Annotated in this window: 15 protein-coding genes; 7 read left to right on the forward strand and 8 right to left on the reverse strand. The window is 43.7% G+C overall.

All coding sequences use genetic code 11. The features are described from left to right. Window positions 1-66: 66 nt before the first annotated feature. From DV872_RS18705 to DV872_RS18730, 6 genes are all read left to right on the forward strand, one after another. On the forward strand, window positions 67-561 hold the full coding sequence (locus DV872_RS18705) for a DUF456 domain-containing protein (RefSeq protein ID WP_158547055.1): 495 nt from the start codon (window positions 67-69) through the stop codon (window positions 559-561). A gap of 259 nt (window positions 562-820) precedes the next feature. Next, window positions 821-1,873, forward strand: a complete 1,053-nt coding sequence (locus DV872_RS18710) for an ROK family transcriptional regulator (RefSeq protein WP_114631484.1) — start codon at window positions 821-823, stop codon at window positions 1,871-1,873. Window positions 1,874-1,990: 117 nt separating this feature from the next. Continuing rightward, window positions 1,991-3,268, forward strand: a complete 1,278-nt coding sequence (locus tag DV872_RS18715) for an extracellular solute-binding protein (RefSeq protein WP_114631485.1) — start codon at window positions 1,991-1,993, stop codon at window positions 3,266-3,268. A gap of 96 nt (window positions 3,269-3,364) precedes the next feature. Next, window positions 3,365-4,279, forward strand: coding sequence for a carbohydrate ABC transporter permease (locus tag DV872_RS18720; protein WP_114631486.1), 915 nt, complete (start codon window positions 3,365-3,367; stop codon window positions 4,277-4,279). Further along, a complete protein-coding gene (locus tag DV872_RS18725; RefSeq protein WP_114631487.1) occupies window positions 4,276-5,130 on the forward strand; it encodes a carbohydrate ABC transporter permease in 855 nt (284 codons plus the stop codon). Before DV872_RS18720 ends, DV872_RS18725 begins: the two co-directional genes overlap by 4 nt. Further along, a complete protein-coding gene (locus DV872_RS18730; protein WP_114631488.1) occupies window positions 5,127-6,896 on the forward strand; it encodes a sugar phosphate isomerase in 1,770 nt (589 codons plus the stop codon). The genes DV872_RS18725 and DV872_RS18730 overlap by 4 nt, the downstream gene beginning before the upstream one ends. Before the next feature lie 137 nt (window positions 6,897-7,033). Here DV872_RS18730 and DV872_RS18735 read toward each other — a convergent pair whose 3' ends face one another. The 8 genes from DV872_RS18735 to DV872_RS18770 form a co-directional block, all read right to left on the reverse strand. Continuing rightward, a complete protein-coding gene (locus tag DV872_RS18735) occupies window positions 7,034-7,801 on the reverse strand; it encodes an MTAP family purine nucleoside phosphorylase (RefSeq protein WP_114631489.1) in 768 nt (255 codons plus the stop codon). After that, window positions 7,798-9,099: an amidohydrolase family protein gene (locus DV872_RS18740; RefSeq protein ID WP_114631507.1), complete on the reverse strand. Its 1,302-nt coding sequence runs from the start codon at window positions 9,097-9,099 to the stop codon at window positions 7,798-7,800. Before DV872_RS18740 ends, DV872_RS18735 begins: the two co-directional genes overlap by 4 nt. Window positions 9,100-9,178: 79 nt before the next feature. After that, a complete protein-coding gene (locus DV872_RS18745; protein WP_230391606.1) occupies window positions 9,179-10,366 on the reverse strand; it encodes a PLP-dependent aspartate aminotransferase family protein in 1,188 nt (395 codons plus the stop codon). Between the two features lie 67 nt (window positions 10,367-10,433). Beyond that, a complete protein-coding gene (locus tag DV872_RS18750; protein WP_114631491.1) occupies window positions 10,434-11,234 on the reverse strand; it encodes a QueT transporter family protein in 801 nt (266 codons plus the stop codon). Window positions 11,235-11,333: 99 nt separating this feature from the next. After that, on the reverse strand, window positions 11,334-12,089 hold the full coding sequence (locus DV872_RS18755) for an energy-coupling factor transporter transmembrane protein EcfT (RefSeq protein WP_114631492.1): 756 nt from the start codon (window positions 12,087-12,089) through the stop codon (window positions 11,334-11,336). Continuing rightward, entirely contained in the window at window positions 12,089-13,816 is a 1,728-nt protein-coding gene (locus tag DV872_RS18760; protein WP_233516437.1) for an ABC transporter ATP-binding protein, read from the reverse strand. The genes DV872_RS18755 and DV872_RS18760 overlap by 1 nt, the downstream gene beginning before the upstream one ends. After that, on the reverse strand, window positions 13,813-14,871 hold the full coding sequence (mtnA, locus tag DV872_RS18765) for an S-methyl-5-thioribose-1-phosphate isomerase (RefSeq protein ID WP_114631493.1): 1,059 nt from the start codon (window positions 14,869-14,871) through the stop codon (window positions 13,813-13,815). The genes DV872_RS18760 and mtnA overlap by 4 nt, the downstream gene beginning before the upstream one ends. Window positions 14,872-14,880: 9 nt before the next feature. Next, complete coding sequence (locus tag DV872_RS18770; RefSeq protein WP_199563516.1) at window positions 14,881-15,639, reverse strand: GntR family transcriptional regulator; 759 nt, start codon at window positions 15,637-15,639, stop codon at window positions 14,881-14,883. Between the two features lie 286 nt (window positions 15,640-15,925). Here DV872_RS18770 and DV872_RS18775 point away from each other — a divergent pair, with 286 nt between their 5' ends. Then, complete coding sequence (locus DV872_RS18775) at window positions 15,926-16,582, forward strand: class II aldolase/adducin family protein (RefSeq protein ID WP_114631494.1); 657 nt, start codon at window positions 15,926-15,928, stop codon at window positions 16,580-16,582. The last annotated feature ends 48 nt before the right edge of the window (window positions 16,583-16,630 follow it).

The following is a 16,630-nucleotide window of genomic DNA, read 5'->3' on the forward strand; positions in this document are numbered from 1 at the left end:
TGTCAGGCTTTGGCAAAGGTCAAAAAAATAATTCAATTTCCACGCTAAGTGTATATAATTATGAATATGATTTTAGAAATATTGGCTTTAATATTCGCTATCCTTGTACTGGTTGTGGGGATTATCGGTTGTGTCGTTCCTGTTCTGCCCGGGCCTGTACTCAGCTTTGCCTCATTGCTGATAGTCTCACTGCCCGGCGGCTTCACTCTATATAGACCCCGGCTTCTGGTTATATTGGGAGTCCTGGCTCTTATATCACAATTCCTGGATAATATTTTTCCTGTGCTTGCCTCAAAAAAAGCAGGTGCCGGGAAAGGTGGAACCTGGGGTTCTGTCGCCGGGATGCTCCTGGGGATGATCTTCTTTCCTCCCTTAGGTGTATTTATCGGAGCCTTTGCCGGAGCATTTCTGGGAGAGATTCTCTTTAATAAAGAGAACGAAAATCCTCTGAAAGCTGCACTGGGTGTTTTTACCGGAACTCTTTTAGGCATATTGTTCAAGTTGTCCGTTAGTGGAGTTATTGCTGTTTATCTGATCATCGGAATCAGACAGCTTTTTTAGTTCCGGGAAGGGAGGGGACTTCCAACCCCCTGACGTGTGAATTGTAACCAAAAGTGATATCGTATGTGATATCACATTTGCTACCGGGTGAATGCGCCTGAAAGTGATATCGTATGTGATATCACATTTGCTACCGGGTGAATTCACCTGAAAGTGATATCACATTTGATATCACTTTACATCCATAAATTAGATATGTTATTCAATTTGACCATTTGGCTATATCCTTGTATCCTTGGTTTGTAGGAGTTCCAACAAAATGGCAGTACAGCACAGATTGAAGCGCGACAATATATTCAGAATCCTTGGCAGCCTCTGGCGATTCCCGGGGCAGAGTCGTGCTGACCTGGCCCGGGAGTTGAGATTGGATCGCTCTACAGTTGGAAGTCTTGCCGACTGGATGATTCAGAATAAAATGCTCGAAGAGAATTCTGCCAACTCTTCAAGACCCAGGGGAGGACGTCCTCCTGTTTTATTGAATATACGCAGTGGATATTCCTATGCAATAGGAGTTGAACTGACTGTTCCGTCTATTCGATTGTATGCAGCCGATTTAAGCGGACAATATCTGGATGAAAAAGATATCCCTATAGACGTATATGGTCCAGGAGCAATTAATTCTCTAGCAGTTGAACTTGCACGTTTTAGAAAGACCATTGAAGAGAAATATCCCATGCTCGCCGGTCTGGCTACGGTTGGACTCGGAGTCAGTGGTTCTGTTGATAATGCAAAACAGGAGATTACACTCTCCTATGCACTGCAGATTTTTGACCCTTTATCTGTTTCAGAACCTCTGGAAACAGTCTTAAATGTACCTATCGTGTTATTTAATGATGCCCAGGCCTGTGCTTTGGGTGAAGCAAACAAGCTGCGTAAGAAAGATCTTATTCTTGTACTTATAGAAAAACGTTCGGCATGTGCACATCGGGATATCGGAGTGGGTATAGGTGTTATTCATAATGATGAAATAATGCATGGCCGTGCAATTACACATCTCCTGCAGCCGGCTGAAGGACAGGAAGATAGGGATAATCATTTGTTTATTCACAACCTTGGAAGGTCTTTGGCACTTATTGCAAATGTAACAGGCTGTAATGATATTGTATTAGGTGGAGATGTTGATGATTACAGAGATGAACTGTGTCAAAAGATTACAGCAAATATTTCAAAAGAGAGCAACTTTAACGGGGGGGAAGCTGTAATGAATATACATAACAGTTCAGATCCCGATTGGGCAGTAGCTGCGGGTGCCCAGCATTCAGCGATACGTCAAATCCTCCAGGAACGTAGCTTTAATATTAAAAGTCTTTAAAATCTTAATCTATATGCTCAATTTTTTCTCAGATTCATTTTTCAGTTGACAGATGAAGAATTGTCCTCCTATAGTAGATAGTAGGAAAAACAACAAACCTATTCAAAGGATGGAGAAATGGTAAAGAAATTCTTATTGAGTGTTTTAATGTGTCTCATAGCTTTTTCGGTATTTGCAGCAGGAGGCCAGGAGAGTTCTCCTGCCGAGGATAAAGCCGTAGAAGAAATGGTAACTCTTGACTTTTGGTCATGGAGAACAGAAGACGTTGATATTTATAACAACCTTATTGATCAGTTCCGTGAGAAGAATCCGGGAATAGATGTGAATTTCACAGCTTATAAAAATACTGAATATAATACAGTTCTGTCGGCAGCTATCAAAGGCGGCAGCGGGCCCGATATTATTCATCTCAAAGCCTATGGCGGACTGGAAACATATGCACAGCCCGGTTACCTCATGCCTCTGGATGATAAAGTACCTGCTCTTAAGAATTTCAGTGAAAATGCAGTTCGAGGTGCCACCAGTATTTCTGACGGGAAAATCTATGGTGTTCCTTTTGCAAGCCAGACCCTGGTCATTTACTACAACAAGGCTATGTATAAAGAGCTTGGCCTGAGTGTTCCTGAAACCTGGGCCGAATTTCTTGCTAACCTTGAAACCATGAAAAAAGCTGGAATCACTCCTCTTGCCAATGGTGGAAAAGACGGATGGACATTAGAAGTACTTCAGGGTGTTATCTGTCCTAACTTCTATGGAGCAAACGATTATTTTGCAGACCTGACTTCAGGAAAAACAGATTTCACTGATGACCGCTACAGAACTTCACTTGAAAAACTTCAGGAACTCCGTCCTTATATGCCCGATAACTTTATGGGAATTGCCTATACAGATATGCAGATGCTTTTTATCAATGAAATGGCCGGACACTTTATCGGCGGAAGCTGGGAAGCCGGTTATTTCAGTGCTCAGAATCCTGATATGGAATATGATGTATTTGCAGGACCCGTAGCCAAAGCAGGTGATACACGCTATGCATCTGCTTTCCTTGATGGATCTTTCGGTATGAATGCTGAAACAGAAGCCCCTGAAGCCGCCGCCGCGTTCCTGAGTTTTATGGCAAGTTCACAGGCAGGTCAGTATCTTGCTGATAACCTGAAACAGAAATCAGATGTACCCGGAGTACAGTTTACAGATCCCTATCTTAAAAAATTGGGAGAACTGAATAAAAACTCTACTCCCTATATCATGCTTGTAGGGTTTCGTTACGAACAGCCTACAGGATCATCTCTTATTCAGAGTACTCTGCAGGGACTTTTAGCTGACAGCATTGACAGTTATGAAGTCGTTGATCAGGTCCAGGAAGGTGTTGCCACCTGGTATAAACCTTTTAAGTAATAATAGCATTCTTAACCACCTGCTGTCTGACGGCAGGTGGTATCTTACAGACATGCCATTCCGCTTCGGCGCTGTGCATTTCATCTGGAAAAATAAATGAAAAAAACTAAACACCAGTCATTATGGATAACATTTTTTGTTCTCCCGGGGCTTCTTATTGTCCTTGTATTTATAGTGGCACCTCTTTTTATGTCCATGTACAACAGTATGTTTTCATGGAAAAGTATTGCCCGCGATCAGTTTGTGGGGATGGAAAATTTTCATAAGATATTTAATCAGTATCCTTATAAAGACCGCTTTTTTAATGCCATGGGAAACAATATACAGTGGTTTCTCTCTACTATGTTAATTCAGAATTCCCTGGGTATTCTTTTTGGATACCTTTTATATAAGAAAATTGCAGGTTCCGCTGTCTATCAGCGGGTGTTTTTTATTCCTGTACTCTTTTCTATTGTAGCCGTAGGATTTCTCTGGAGTCTTTACATGAACCCCAATATGGGAATCATAAACAGATTTCTCAAAGATGTAGGTCTGCAGAGTTGGACCCGGGCATGGCTTGGAGACGAAGCTCTCGCAACACCCAGTATCATCGCAGTGAATATCTGGCGATGGGTTGGATTCCCGACACTTGTTTTCTATGCGGGATTCAATGCTGTTCCCGAAGAGGTTGTGGAAGCTTCATACCTGGACGGCATCGGGGAAGGCAGATTGTTTACCCATATTATGATTCCCCTGATCATGCCTTCTATTATGGTTATCACAGTGCTGACTCTCATTGGAAGTCTCAATGTATTTGAACAGATCTATACAATGGCCGGCCTGGAAGGAGGGCCATATTATTCCACAGATACTCTGGGAACATTATTCTACAGAACCGCATTTGGAGCCGTTGATTCAGGCCTGCCTGAAGTCGGTATAGGATCGGCAATTGCAGTTGTTATCTATGTTCTAACCTTCTTTTTCAGTGCCTTGAGTATTATCTCATTCAAAGGCAAGGAGGTGGAATTATGATTGGACAGTTAAAGTTCAGGGGAGCCTCAATACTCCAGAAGACTCTGATTATAATTTTCCAGATTATGTTGATAAGTTATGCAATCCTTATTTTTTATCCTCTGCTCAATATGATTATTTCCAGCTTCAAGACAAGCCGTGAAATATTTAAAACTCCTTATGCGATGCCTGAAAAATGGCTGTTTTCCAATTACGTTGAGGTTTGGGGAGAAGGGGGCTTCGGCCGGTATTTCTTTAATAGTATATATGTGACTGGTATCTCTATCGGTATCGTATTATTACTCGGCTCTATGGCCGCATTCGGTATCTGCCGATATGATTATAAATTGTCTACTTTTATTTATCTGGCCTTCCTGGCAGGTATTATGCTCCCTCTTAAGGCTGCAATAATTCCCCTTTTTATGCTGGTTCGGAATTTGGGACTGATGGATAATCCTCTTGCTCTGATATTGATCTTTACGGCCATGAGTATGCCCTCTACGGTCTTTATCCTTACTGGATTTATGAAGACTATTCCCCATGATCTCGAAGACTCCGGCCGGATAGACGGCGCCAATGAATGGATGGTTTACAGGCAGATCATTATGCCTCTGACTGCCCCTTCAATCGCTTTGGTCACTATCTATAATGCTGTGCCGGTGTGGAATGATTTTTTCTTTCCACTGGTCTTTATTCAGTCAAATAAACTGAAAACTCTACCCCTGGGGATGAGTGTCTTCTTTGGACAGTATCAGATCAGCTGGCATCTGCTGTTTGCATCATTATCTATTGCTATTCTCCCTATGCTTATACTCTATCTATTTTTATCCAAATATTTTATCAAGGGAATGACTGCTGGAGCTCTCAAATGAAAAACCAACCCGACTATAATTACCTTACAACTGACAACAGGCTTCTACAGGAAGCTGAAAAAAGGGCAGAGACATTTATTCGAGATGAGGAGCAGTTTCAGCTGGGATTTATTCCCACAGAACAGTCTCATCCTTACACAAATCAGCTGAGTTCTGTGATTCAGGAAGATACTAAGGCAGGATTGAAACTACTCCTTGATGTGGATCGTGATATTCCTTCAGTGGCAAGGCGTATATTTCTTTCTGAACCCTACGAAGAGCTCTGTAAAGCTTTTGAAGATGCTGCAGTACATAAGAGACGTGTATGCTTTACCGGCTGCGGAAGCACTGGACGCCTGAGTATGATGCTTGAGGAGATGTGGAGACAGTTCTGGGAAGACCGTGCAGGGGTTGAGTCCGGAGATGCTTCCCGCCGAAGCGATGACAGCGATGAGAACCTGGTATGTGCAGATCTTGCCTGCAGTATTATGACTGGTGGTGATCGTGCTCTTATCAGAGCCGTAGAAAACTTTGAAGACTATGAAGCCTTCGGTGCCCGGCAGGTTCAGGACCTGAACCTTGCTGAGGATGACCTGATTATCGCCATCTCTGAAGGAGGAGAGACTTCTTCTGTTCTTGGTACTGTTTTTGAGGGCCGCAAAAGAGGATGCCGTGTCTTTCTGGCTTTTAATAATCCCGCTTCTGTTATGACCTCCCGTCTGGAACGCTGCCGCAGGGCTATTAACGATGAACAGGTCACGGTCCTGGATCTTTATACGGGATCTATGTCTCTTTCAGGTTCTACCAGAATGCAGGCCACAACAATGGAAATGCTTGTAATAGCTGCTGCCATGGAGTGTGGTCTTAAGCAATCTGTTGGAATTGAAACTCCCGAGAATACTGACTATGCAAATCTCTTCGCTGCATTAATTAGAGATCTCAGTAGTGATAGTGCTCTTGAGGGAATGGCAGCCTGGGCAGAAGAAGAGCAGAATGTTTATGAGCAGGGAGGAAGACTTACCTATCTGGCAGGTCCATATCTCCTTGATATATTCAGTGATACAACAGAGCGTTCTCCCACCTTTATGCTGCCTCCTTTTCGGGCATGTGATGACAGTACATCCGCTATCTCCTGGGCATTTGCCAGGGACCCGGATCATGAGGCAGAAGAAGCCTGGGTAAGGATGCTTAGACGTTCTCCCCGGGGGTTGAACTGGCTGCGGAAAGATTATATGGAAATGGATGCCCCCCTGAATGTAACAGACAATCCCCCTGTTCTGGACAGCAGTGAAATTGCCCGATATCTGATTGGCCATGAGGAAGATCCCAGAAGAAGAGATTGTTCCATTTTTCTAAATTTAAAGATTTGTGTGGATGGTGCCTCCAGCCTTGCCGGAGTGCCCGAAGACGGCAAAACAATATTTCTGGGAAGTCCCGGGAACAAACCGGATGGTATGATTGATTTTTCTGTCTTCCTGAATTTACCTGAAAGTCCGATCTCTCTTTGGCAGCACCTGGCAGTTAAACTGATTTTTAATACAGTGAGTACGGGTACAATGGCAATGATGGGACGCATACGTGGAAATTGGATGATACAACTTGATCCCACTAATAAGAAACTGATAGATAGGGGAAGCCGGATAATTTCTCAACTGCTGGATATATCATATAAGGAAGCCTGTACTGAACTCTATCTGTCTCTTCTGGCCCGTGAAAAATTTCAGGCTGAAGGGATGCATACAATTCTCTCTCCAGTTGAAGCAGTACTTAAGCGTAGATCCAAGTAATGTCGTGTGAATGAGCCTGAAAGTGATATCGTATGTGATATCACAATTACAGCCGTGTGAATGCGCCTGAAAGTGATATCGTATGTGATATCACTTTCAGGAGTTCTATAATAAAGAATAAAAAATCTTAAAGAGGATTACATCTCCATTATTGCATTCCGGCAGGAGCATTTGTCCCTTTGGGGATTATTGGAAAGAATTGAAAGGAATATTTTTGTCATAGCATCCTTATTGGAGGCCATGGTTGCCATTATATCGTGACCGACAATTTCATCACTTATCACTCCAGTACACCAGTTTGTAATTATACCGATAGCGGAGTAACACATCTTCATCTCTTTGGCCAGCTGTACTTCAGGAACATTTGTCATGCCGACAACATCTCCACCCATTTGCTTGTACATTCGGATTTCGGCAGCAGTCTCAAAACGGGGACCTTCGGTACAGACATATACGGCATTTCCCTTCACTGTTACTTTATCTTTTGCAGCTTCTTCATAGTAAAGGGCTCGCAGGTTTTTGCAGTAGGGATCTGACATATCGGTGTGTTTGACACCCTCTTCACCGTCAAAGAATGTGACTGGTCTGACTTTCGTGAAGTCCAGAAAGTCATTCATAACCACTGTGTCGCCGGGGATATATTTCTCATTGCAGGAGCCAACTGCACAAGTTGCATAGATGTGGCTTACTTCAAGCTGTTTCAGTGCCATCATATTGGCTCTGTAGTTGATCAGGTGAGGAGGGACGGAGTGTCCCTTTCCATGTCTTGCCAGAAAGACGATCTCTTCACCTTCCCATTTTACTATTTCAACCTCAACGCTGCCGTATTTAGTCTCAACTGTTTCACTGCGGGTCATTCCGGGAGTATCATAGACACCGGTTCCGCCGATGATTGCTTTTCTCATTTATTATCTCCTGCTGTCATCTTCTTGGCTGAGATTTCTGCATTGGCACAGACAATCTCTTCGTTCATTGTGAGTAGTTTGTAATCTTCCATCAGTATTTTACCGTTACAGAAGACTGTCTTCACATCCGAGCCCTGTGCCGAATAAACCAGGGAAGATACCAGGTTGTAACGGGGATAGAAGTGGGCCTTTTTCAGATCAATCATGATCATATCGGCTTTCTTGCCCTTCTCCAATGTTCCGATTTCATTTTCAAGTCCAAGGGCTTTGGCTCCGTTTATTGTTGCCATTTTGAGAGCTGTGTATGCAGGAACAACTGTGGGTTCTTCTTCTACTGCCTTATTCACCAGGGCTGCAAGGTTGATTTCTTCAAACATATTCAAGTTGTTATTACTGGCTGATCCGTCTGTACCCAGGGCTACATTCACACCTGCTTCAAGCAGTTTGGTCACAGGAGCAAATCCATTTGCCAGCTTCATGTTGCTGCCGGGATTATTGACTACAGAGACATTGTTTTCTGCTATGATTTTAATGTCTTCACTGCTGAGGTGAACACAGTGAGCTGCATATGTTCTGGAATCGAAGAGCCCTAGATCAAAAACATGCTTTATGGGTGACTTACCATGTTCTGCTTTGCTGTCTTCCACTTCTTTGCGGCTTTCTGAAAGATGAATGTGGGTATTACATCCCAGTTTCTTTGTCAGTTCACCCATCATTTTTATATATTTGGGGGGGCATGTGTATGGAGCGTGAGGTGCAATATCCACCTTAATCCGGCCGTCAGCTTTTCCGTTCCATTCTTTGAAAAAATGCTCTGATTCTTCAAGCTTTGCGAGATCCTCATCACCGTTGAGGAATGTGGCTCCCCTTGAGAGATTGGCACGCATACCGCTCTCATCAACTGCCTGGGCAGCCCGTTCCATGAAAAAATACATATCAGCGAAGGTGGTGGTTCCGCTTCGTATCATTTCGATAATACTCAGCTGGGCTCCATGATAGGCAAAGTCTGAGGTCATGTTATCTTCAACGGGCATGATTCTATCCATCAGCCATTCCCAGAAGGGGAGGTCGTCGGCATAGTTTCGCAGGAGGGACATGGAGATATGGGTATGGGCATTAACCAGTCCCGGCATGATAAGTGATTCAGAAGCATCAATTGTCTTATCAGCCTTAAAGCCGGCAGGGATATCACCGATAAATGCTATCCGGTCATCTGTGATTCCGATATCAGTCTGTAATATTTCCGGTTCTTCCTGAGCCATTGTCAGGATCTGTCCGCCTTGAAGCAGTATATTCATTTTTTTTATCTCCATAATAGTCTCAGGTCCTGCCAGAGTGAGTAAGATCTCACCCCGGTAGGGTCTGAGGGTCTGATACTCAGATTTGGGCCAGTGCCTGTTCCAGATCCGCGATTATATCGTCTACATCTTCCAGTCCTGCAGATATGCGGACCATACTTTCGGTCAGGCCGAACTCTGCCAGCTTAGCTTTGTCATAACCTCTGTGGGTCATGGCTGCAGGAAGTTCAATCAGGGTCTCACAGTCTCCCAGACTTACAGCCAGCTGTGCCAGCTGAACACTGTTGACCACTTTTTTAGCCTTATCCAGTCCACCGTCAACTTCAAAGCTGATCATTGCACCGAATCCGCTCATCTGCTCGGCGGCAATCTTGTGTCCTTCGAAGGATTCAAGACCCGGGTAGGCAACGGATGTGACTTTGGGGTGTGCTTCAAGGTAGCGGGCTATGGCCATTGCATTCTTTTCATGCTGTCTCATTCTGACACCAAGTGTTTTGAGTCCTCTAAGAAGAAGCCATGCATTGAAGGGGCTGAGAACGCCGCCAAACTCACACATATAGTCGAATTTCAGAGTCTGAATATATTCATCATCCCTTGCAACAGCTACTCCGGCTACAACATCACCGTGTCCGCAAATATATTTTGTGGCAGAGTGAACGACAACATCTACTCCCATTTCAAGGGGTCTCTGAAAGTAGGGAGTTGCAAATGTATTGTCTATAACGACTTTTATACCTTTTGCTTTCGCAAAGGAGGTGATTTTTTTGATATCAATAATTGAGAGGTTGGGATTACTTGGTGTTTCAAAGTAGATCACTTTTGTATTTTCATCGATAGCTTCTTCCAGCTCATCTGTCTTTGACAGGTCATGAATACGGCAGTTGATATTGTATTTAGGAAGAAGACTGGTCACAACATTGTAGGATGAGCCGTATATTGTCCTGTGAACCAGGATATTGTCTCCGGGTTTGGTTAAGGAGAAGAGTACAGAACTGATGGCGGCCATTCCTGAAGCAAAGGCTACGGCGGAAGTACCGTTTTCCAGTACAGACATTCTCTGTTCGAAGAGTCTCAGAGTAGGGTTGTTGCCTCTGGTGTAGACATAGTCATCGCTCTTGAAGGACATAACATCATCAACATGATCTGTGCTGTCAAAAACAAAGGTGGATGTCTGAAAAATGGGGGGGTTGAGAGCGTTTTTTGGATTTTTGTGATCCCCGCCGCCATGAATGGACAGGGTATCAAATTTATAATCTTCTTTTTTCAATGGAATCTCCTCGCCTGATAAAAAAGGCTCCCGAATTGATTCAGGAGCCTATTCGTTAAATATAATATTACTCGATTAGGCCAGCAACAATCATACCGATTGCACCGACTCCGGCTACTACGGCTACACCCATATTTCCAGCGCCACCGGCACCGAATCCAGCTGCAAACATTTCCTGTCCACCGCCGAGAGCGAAAAACAGACCACCGATAAGTCCAACAGGAATAAGAATAATCATAAGAATGGCTGATATTCTTGTTTTTGCATTGATCTCAGGAATATCTTCTTCGGGCATAATATCTGTCCATAGAAGGTGCCATTTTTTGATTCTGGGATACAGAATCAGAGTCAGAGGGATTCCCAGAACGATAGAGGGGATAAAGTTGTTTGCAGTGATGATTGTTCCCAGTGCTGCAAAGGGAACCATCTGTAGAAGGTCCAGACCCCATGCAATAAAGAGAGCACATGCTGCTGCTCCTAGAAAAGATACGAGTACAAACATACCGATCTGTTTTCCGGATTTGAGACTGGGTTCCTGCTCATCAGCTTTCAGAATACCGATGTTTCTCCAGATTTTATAAGGAATGTAGGCAAACAGGAAGTTTCCTACAAAGCCGAATGTACTGCCGATTCCCAATGAACCGAAGAAGTCACCGATCAGGTTACCGATAGCTGCACCCCATGCTCCGGCGGGGCCGAAGAGAAGTCCCATCATAATGGGTAAACCACTGGCAGGTCTGAACTCTGTGAATCCGGGAATAATTACAAATCCCTTAAAAGGAATCAGTACCGCTGCGTAGATACCCGCACACAGGGCGACGAGAACAACCATTTTTGTCTCTTTCCACATCTTGAAAACATCTTTCACTTTCTTTCCTCCTCAGATTACTAATCTGATTGTTAAGTAGTACTATATCTGAAAGAATCCGGGATAAATCCGAATCCTTCTGATCCCTGAAAAAAAACTCTAGAAATACAAGTACTTTGCAATTATGATTCCGATTGTCAGAATTAAAGATATAGTAAAAACTATGGAATCACTCTTTTTAAAATGGATATCCATATAATTGCTTCTCTCTTCTGAATATCCGAATCCCTTTGATTCCAGAGCCATGGCAAATACATTCGTCCCTCTGATAACGGAGATCAGAGTAGGTACCAGGAGGGGTACAAATTTTTTGGCTCTCTGAAATATATTGCCCGACTCCAGATCCAGACCTCTTGATTTCTGAGCTTCCGCAATGGTGTAGCTTGTGGCTACAATCATGGGAACAAGACGGATAGCAGTGGAAAAGGCAAAGGCTCCACGGTAGGGAAGTCTCATCTTGACCAGCCCCAGGGATATCTCCTCAATTTTGGAAGCACTGAGAAAAATCATTCCTGATACAATCATGATATCAAATCGGATTCCAGTCATAATACCGAACTCAATTCCTTCCAATGTTATAGGTCCCCAAAGCTTTGTGGGACCTCCAAAAGTAAGGGACCAAAGAACAATTGACATTATAAAGATCATAACAAGGATGAACCAGATACGTTTCAGGTTACTGAGAACCTTGCCGGCCATGCCATAGGCAATAATCAGAACAGACAGCCCGGCGAGAACATACAGTGATGTAAAGCTGAGGGCTATAATAAAAGAGCACATCATGACGCACATCTTGGTCCTGGGATCAAGACGGTGCAGAAATGTATCTTTATCAAGGTATAAAAACATATCCATTAGCTTAAATCTCCTCTAACACAGCTTTTCAGCTCATCCACAGACAGAATCGTTTTACCGAGTTTGTTACTTAAATTGACTATATGCGGGGTTTTCAGATAGGACTCCATCAGAGTGTCTTCATCTTTGAAAACGTCTCTTGTTTTTCCATACATGCTCATTTCTCCATCTTTAATAACGGCTACTCTATGAGCATATTCGGCAACAACCCACATTGTATGGGTTATCATGATTATGGTATGTCCCTGTTTATTCAGATTCTGTATAAGCTCCATCATCTGGCGCTGTTCTTTATAGTCCAGTCCGGTGGTGGGTTCATCAAGAATGATCAGCTCTGGTTTGGCTGACAGAACCGATGCAACCGCAATTCTCTGTCTCTGACCCTTGGTCATGGAGAACGGGTCTTCCTCTTCACTTCCTTCCATACCCACAGCCTTGAGGGCCTCTGTTACACGTATTTTAATCTCTTCCTTGCTGCAGCCTCTCAGTTTGGGGCTGAAGGAGACCTCTTCAAACACCGTATCCGAGAAGATCTGATGATCGGGATTCTGAAATACATAACCCACTGTCTTGCCGATTTCGAATATTGTAGATTCCCTTGTGTTTCTCCCGCCCACAATGATATTTCCCTCACTGGGAGAAAGAAGACCGTTGAAGTGTTTTACTAAAGTGGTCTTACCACTGCCGTTGTGCCCGAGTACAGCCAGGAATTCACCCTTGCGGATCTGAAGGCTGACTCCCTTGAGGGCCTTGTTCTGGTTGGGATAGACATGAACAAGATCTTCTACATCAATAAGCACTTCTCCATAGGATGCTTCCCGCTGCTCATCGGCTTTAAGTAGATTTTCATAGGCCTCATCATTCATGGAAATGCCCATTTTCTGGAAGGCGGTGAATCCCTCTTCGGGAGTCATGGGAAGATCGGCAGAATCAGTTTTAAGATGATCATTGAAAAACTTGGGAACCTGTAATGACTGGATACCGATTTTATCGGTAAGGCCGATATTTTTCAGGATATCCCTGGGAATACCATCTTTGAGTATTACACCGTTTTCCATAAGGATCAGTCTGTCAGCATGGAGAGCTTCTTCAGTTTCATGTTCGATAATAAGGAGAGTGAACTCGCTGTCCGAGTGAAGATGCTTGGCAATCTTGAAGATCCCCATCTTACCTACAGGGTCAAGGTCGGTAGTAGGCTCATCCATACAGATAATTTCGGGCTTGGTGGCCAGAATGGAACCGATAGCCAGACGTTGTTTCTGTCCCCCGGAAAGGGTAGAGGGCTGTCGTCCTTCAAAACCCTCGAGCTGAACTGTTTTCAGAACCTCTGTGATCCGGCTGTGTATCTCTTCCCGGGGAACTCCGAAGTTCTCCGGGCCGAAGGCCAGTTCCAGCATGGTATTAGTTGAAAAGAGCTGAGCTTCGAAGTCCTGAAAAACCAGACCGATCTCTTTGGACATTCGTCCGACCTTTTCATTTTTTACAATAAGTTCACCGACCTTTACTTCTCCCTCGTACTCTCCTCTCTGGAAATGGGGAACAAGACCGTTCAGACAGTTGGCCAGTGTTGATTTTCCGGCACCGCTGGGACCCATGATTACAATAAACTCACCCTTTTTAACATCCATTGAGATATTTTCAAGGGCCAGGGGGTTTTTCTCTGCGGTTTCACTTTTATAGCGAAACGAAAGATCTTTGATTTCTATAGCATTGGCTGTCGAACTCACAGGGAAGACTCCTTTAGACCGGCAATACCTTCCTTAAACGGAGGATAGATGATTCCCTGGTCTGTAACGATTCCAGTGATATTTTCATTGGGAGTAACATCAAAAGCGGGGTTGTATACTTCCATCCCCTCAGGTGCGATCTGCACTCCATTTATGTGGGTGATTTCTGATGCATCTCTCTCTTCAATCTCTATTTCATCACCGCTCTTCATTTCGAAGTCGATAGTTGTAACCGGAGCAACCACATAGAAGGGGACGTTGTATGTCTTCGCAATAACTGAGAGCATAAATGTTCCGATTTTATTGGCCGCATCTCCGTTATTGGCAATACGGTCGGCTCCTACAAGAATTACATCAATCTTACCGTCTCTAATCAGAGTTGCTGCTGTGCTGTCTACAATAAGCTTGGAAGGAATCTTTTCCTGCATCAGTTCCCAGGCAGTCAGACGTCCACCCTGGATTCTGGGACGGGTCTCATCGGCATATACATTGATATTTTTACCCGTATTATGAGCTTCTCTTACAACTGCCAGAGCAGTTCCGGGTCCGGCTGTCGCGAGAGCCCCTGTATTGCAGTGGGTAAGGATAGTGGCTCCCTGGGGGATAATGGTATTTCCATGTTTACCCATTTGAGTACAGAGCTCTTTGTCTTCTTTCAGAATATTATCTGCCAGACCTTGAATCTTATCCATCATTATTGAATCTGAGGAATCAGCGTTGGTCACTAGGCAGTCTTTCATTTTTTTAACGGCCCACATCAGGTTTACTGCGGTGGGTCTGGAATTGTTCAGGAAATTCAGAGCCTTTTCCATTTCCGAAAGGAAGCGGGGGCGATCATCAGGATATTCAGCCATAAACTGACGGGCTGCCAGCAGGGCACCATAGGCAGCAGTCGCTCCGATTGCAGGAGCTCCCCTGACGACCATATCTTTAATGGCAAACTCAACTTCCGTATAAGTTCTGCACTCAAAATAGACAAACTCTGCGGGAAGTTTTCTCTGATCTATCAGTTTCAGAACTCCCTCTTCGTACTGCATTGAAATAATCTTGCTCATTACTACCTCTTAACGTGTTCTATTAACTTTGAATTTAAAAATATCGGGTTGAAAATAATCATTGGAAAAGATCACAGGACTCCCTTTGCTGTCAAAATGAATCTGCTGTAATAAGAGAAAGAGCTGATCCTGGGAAACTCCCAGTTCATGTGTCATCTCTCCTGTAGGCAGGGTGGGGACAATGTAGGAGACTGCACTCTCAATATAAATACCAAGATTCTTCTCCAGATATGCGAAAAGGGATTCTTCATCAATTTCATGGGGTATGGTCTCAAAATATTTCAGGGGCATGGTATCAACACAATAGGACGCCAGATTACCGTTGGCTGTTCTGACTCTCTTGAACGTGATTACCTTCTCACTGGGCTCGATTTTCAGTTCTTCGATCATCTGCTCGGTGGGGTTCTTTATCTCAATACCGATCCACTGGGTACCGGGTGTCAGGTGATAGCCTTCAACTACCTCAGTAATACTCTCCAGTTTCTCCAGGCCGCTTTCTATATGAATAGGGCGTTTTTTTAGAAAAGTCCCTTTGCCCTGAATCTTGTAAATAAGGTTTTCCTGTTCCATCAGAACAAGGGCTTCTCTTACTGTATGCCTGCTGGCATCAAGAATCTCCATAAAGGCTGCTTCTGTAGGAAGAGCATCATGGGGCTGAACTTCATTTTTTTTGATATACTCGATGATCCTTTTACGGGCAGATCGGCTGAGAGTCTGATTTTTACTCCCTTTTAGCATTTTCAGGGTTTTATTGATGTTGTTCGACATGTTGGACAAATTTTGTGTTTTAGACACTTTTGTCTTTGATTCCTCAGACATATTCTGTCCAGAATACATTCACATATCTATTATGTCAAATAATTTAGTGAAAAACTCAAGGTTCGTTATTTATTATTGGATAAATGCCATACATCGCCTCTTTCAGATTGACAAAAAAGGAAGAGGATATTACTACTGTTTAAAGAATAATTGTATATAGAGAGAGCAGGACATCAGAATCCTGAATTAAGTAATAAATTGAATGCTATATATGTATATATGAAGGAGCAATAAATTGTCCAAGATTTCCAAAGAGCTTAAAAAAGCCATAGTTGATGCCGGAATGAATATGTTTGAGCAGGGGTTGACCGTCGGTACCTGGGGAAACATCAGTGCCCGTGATACTGAAACCGGCCTGATTTATATTAAACCCAGCGGAATGCCTTATCCCGACATCACAGAAGATGATGTAGTTGTTATGAACTCCGATTTTGAAGTTGTTGAAGGTCACAGAAAACCCTCAATTGAGTTCAATTTCCATATTGCCATAATGAATGCCCGTAAGGACGTGAATGTAGTTATTCATACTCACCCCATACATTCCAGTGTATTCGGTGTACTGGGTGAAGATCTCCCCGGTATAAGTGAAGACTTTGTTCAGATCATCGGAGACAAAATTATTAACTGTGATTATGCTCTGCCCGGAACTCCGGAACTGGCTGAGAATGTAGTCAAAGGTCTTGGTGAGAGAAACGCAGTGATGATCCCCAACCACGGAACCGTTGTTGTGGGAGCTGATTTTCCCGGTGCCATGAAAAATATCTTTGTTGTAGAAAAAACAGCTCAGATCTACTATATGGCCCGTGCCATCGGTACACCCAAGTTAATTTCAGAAGAAGACATTCTCGCCATGCAGGATTTTGCAAAAAATCACTACGGCCAGGGAAAATGATAATAAAAGTCTGAACTGAGCTGTCCCTCAGGACGGCTGCATCCATCA

The organism is Oceanispirochaeta sp. M1 (genome assembly GCF_003346715.1).
GTDB lineage: Bacteria > Spirochaetota > Spirochaetia > DSM-2461 > DSM-2461 > Oceanispirochaeta.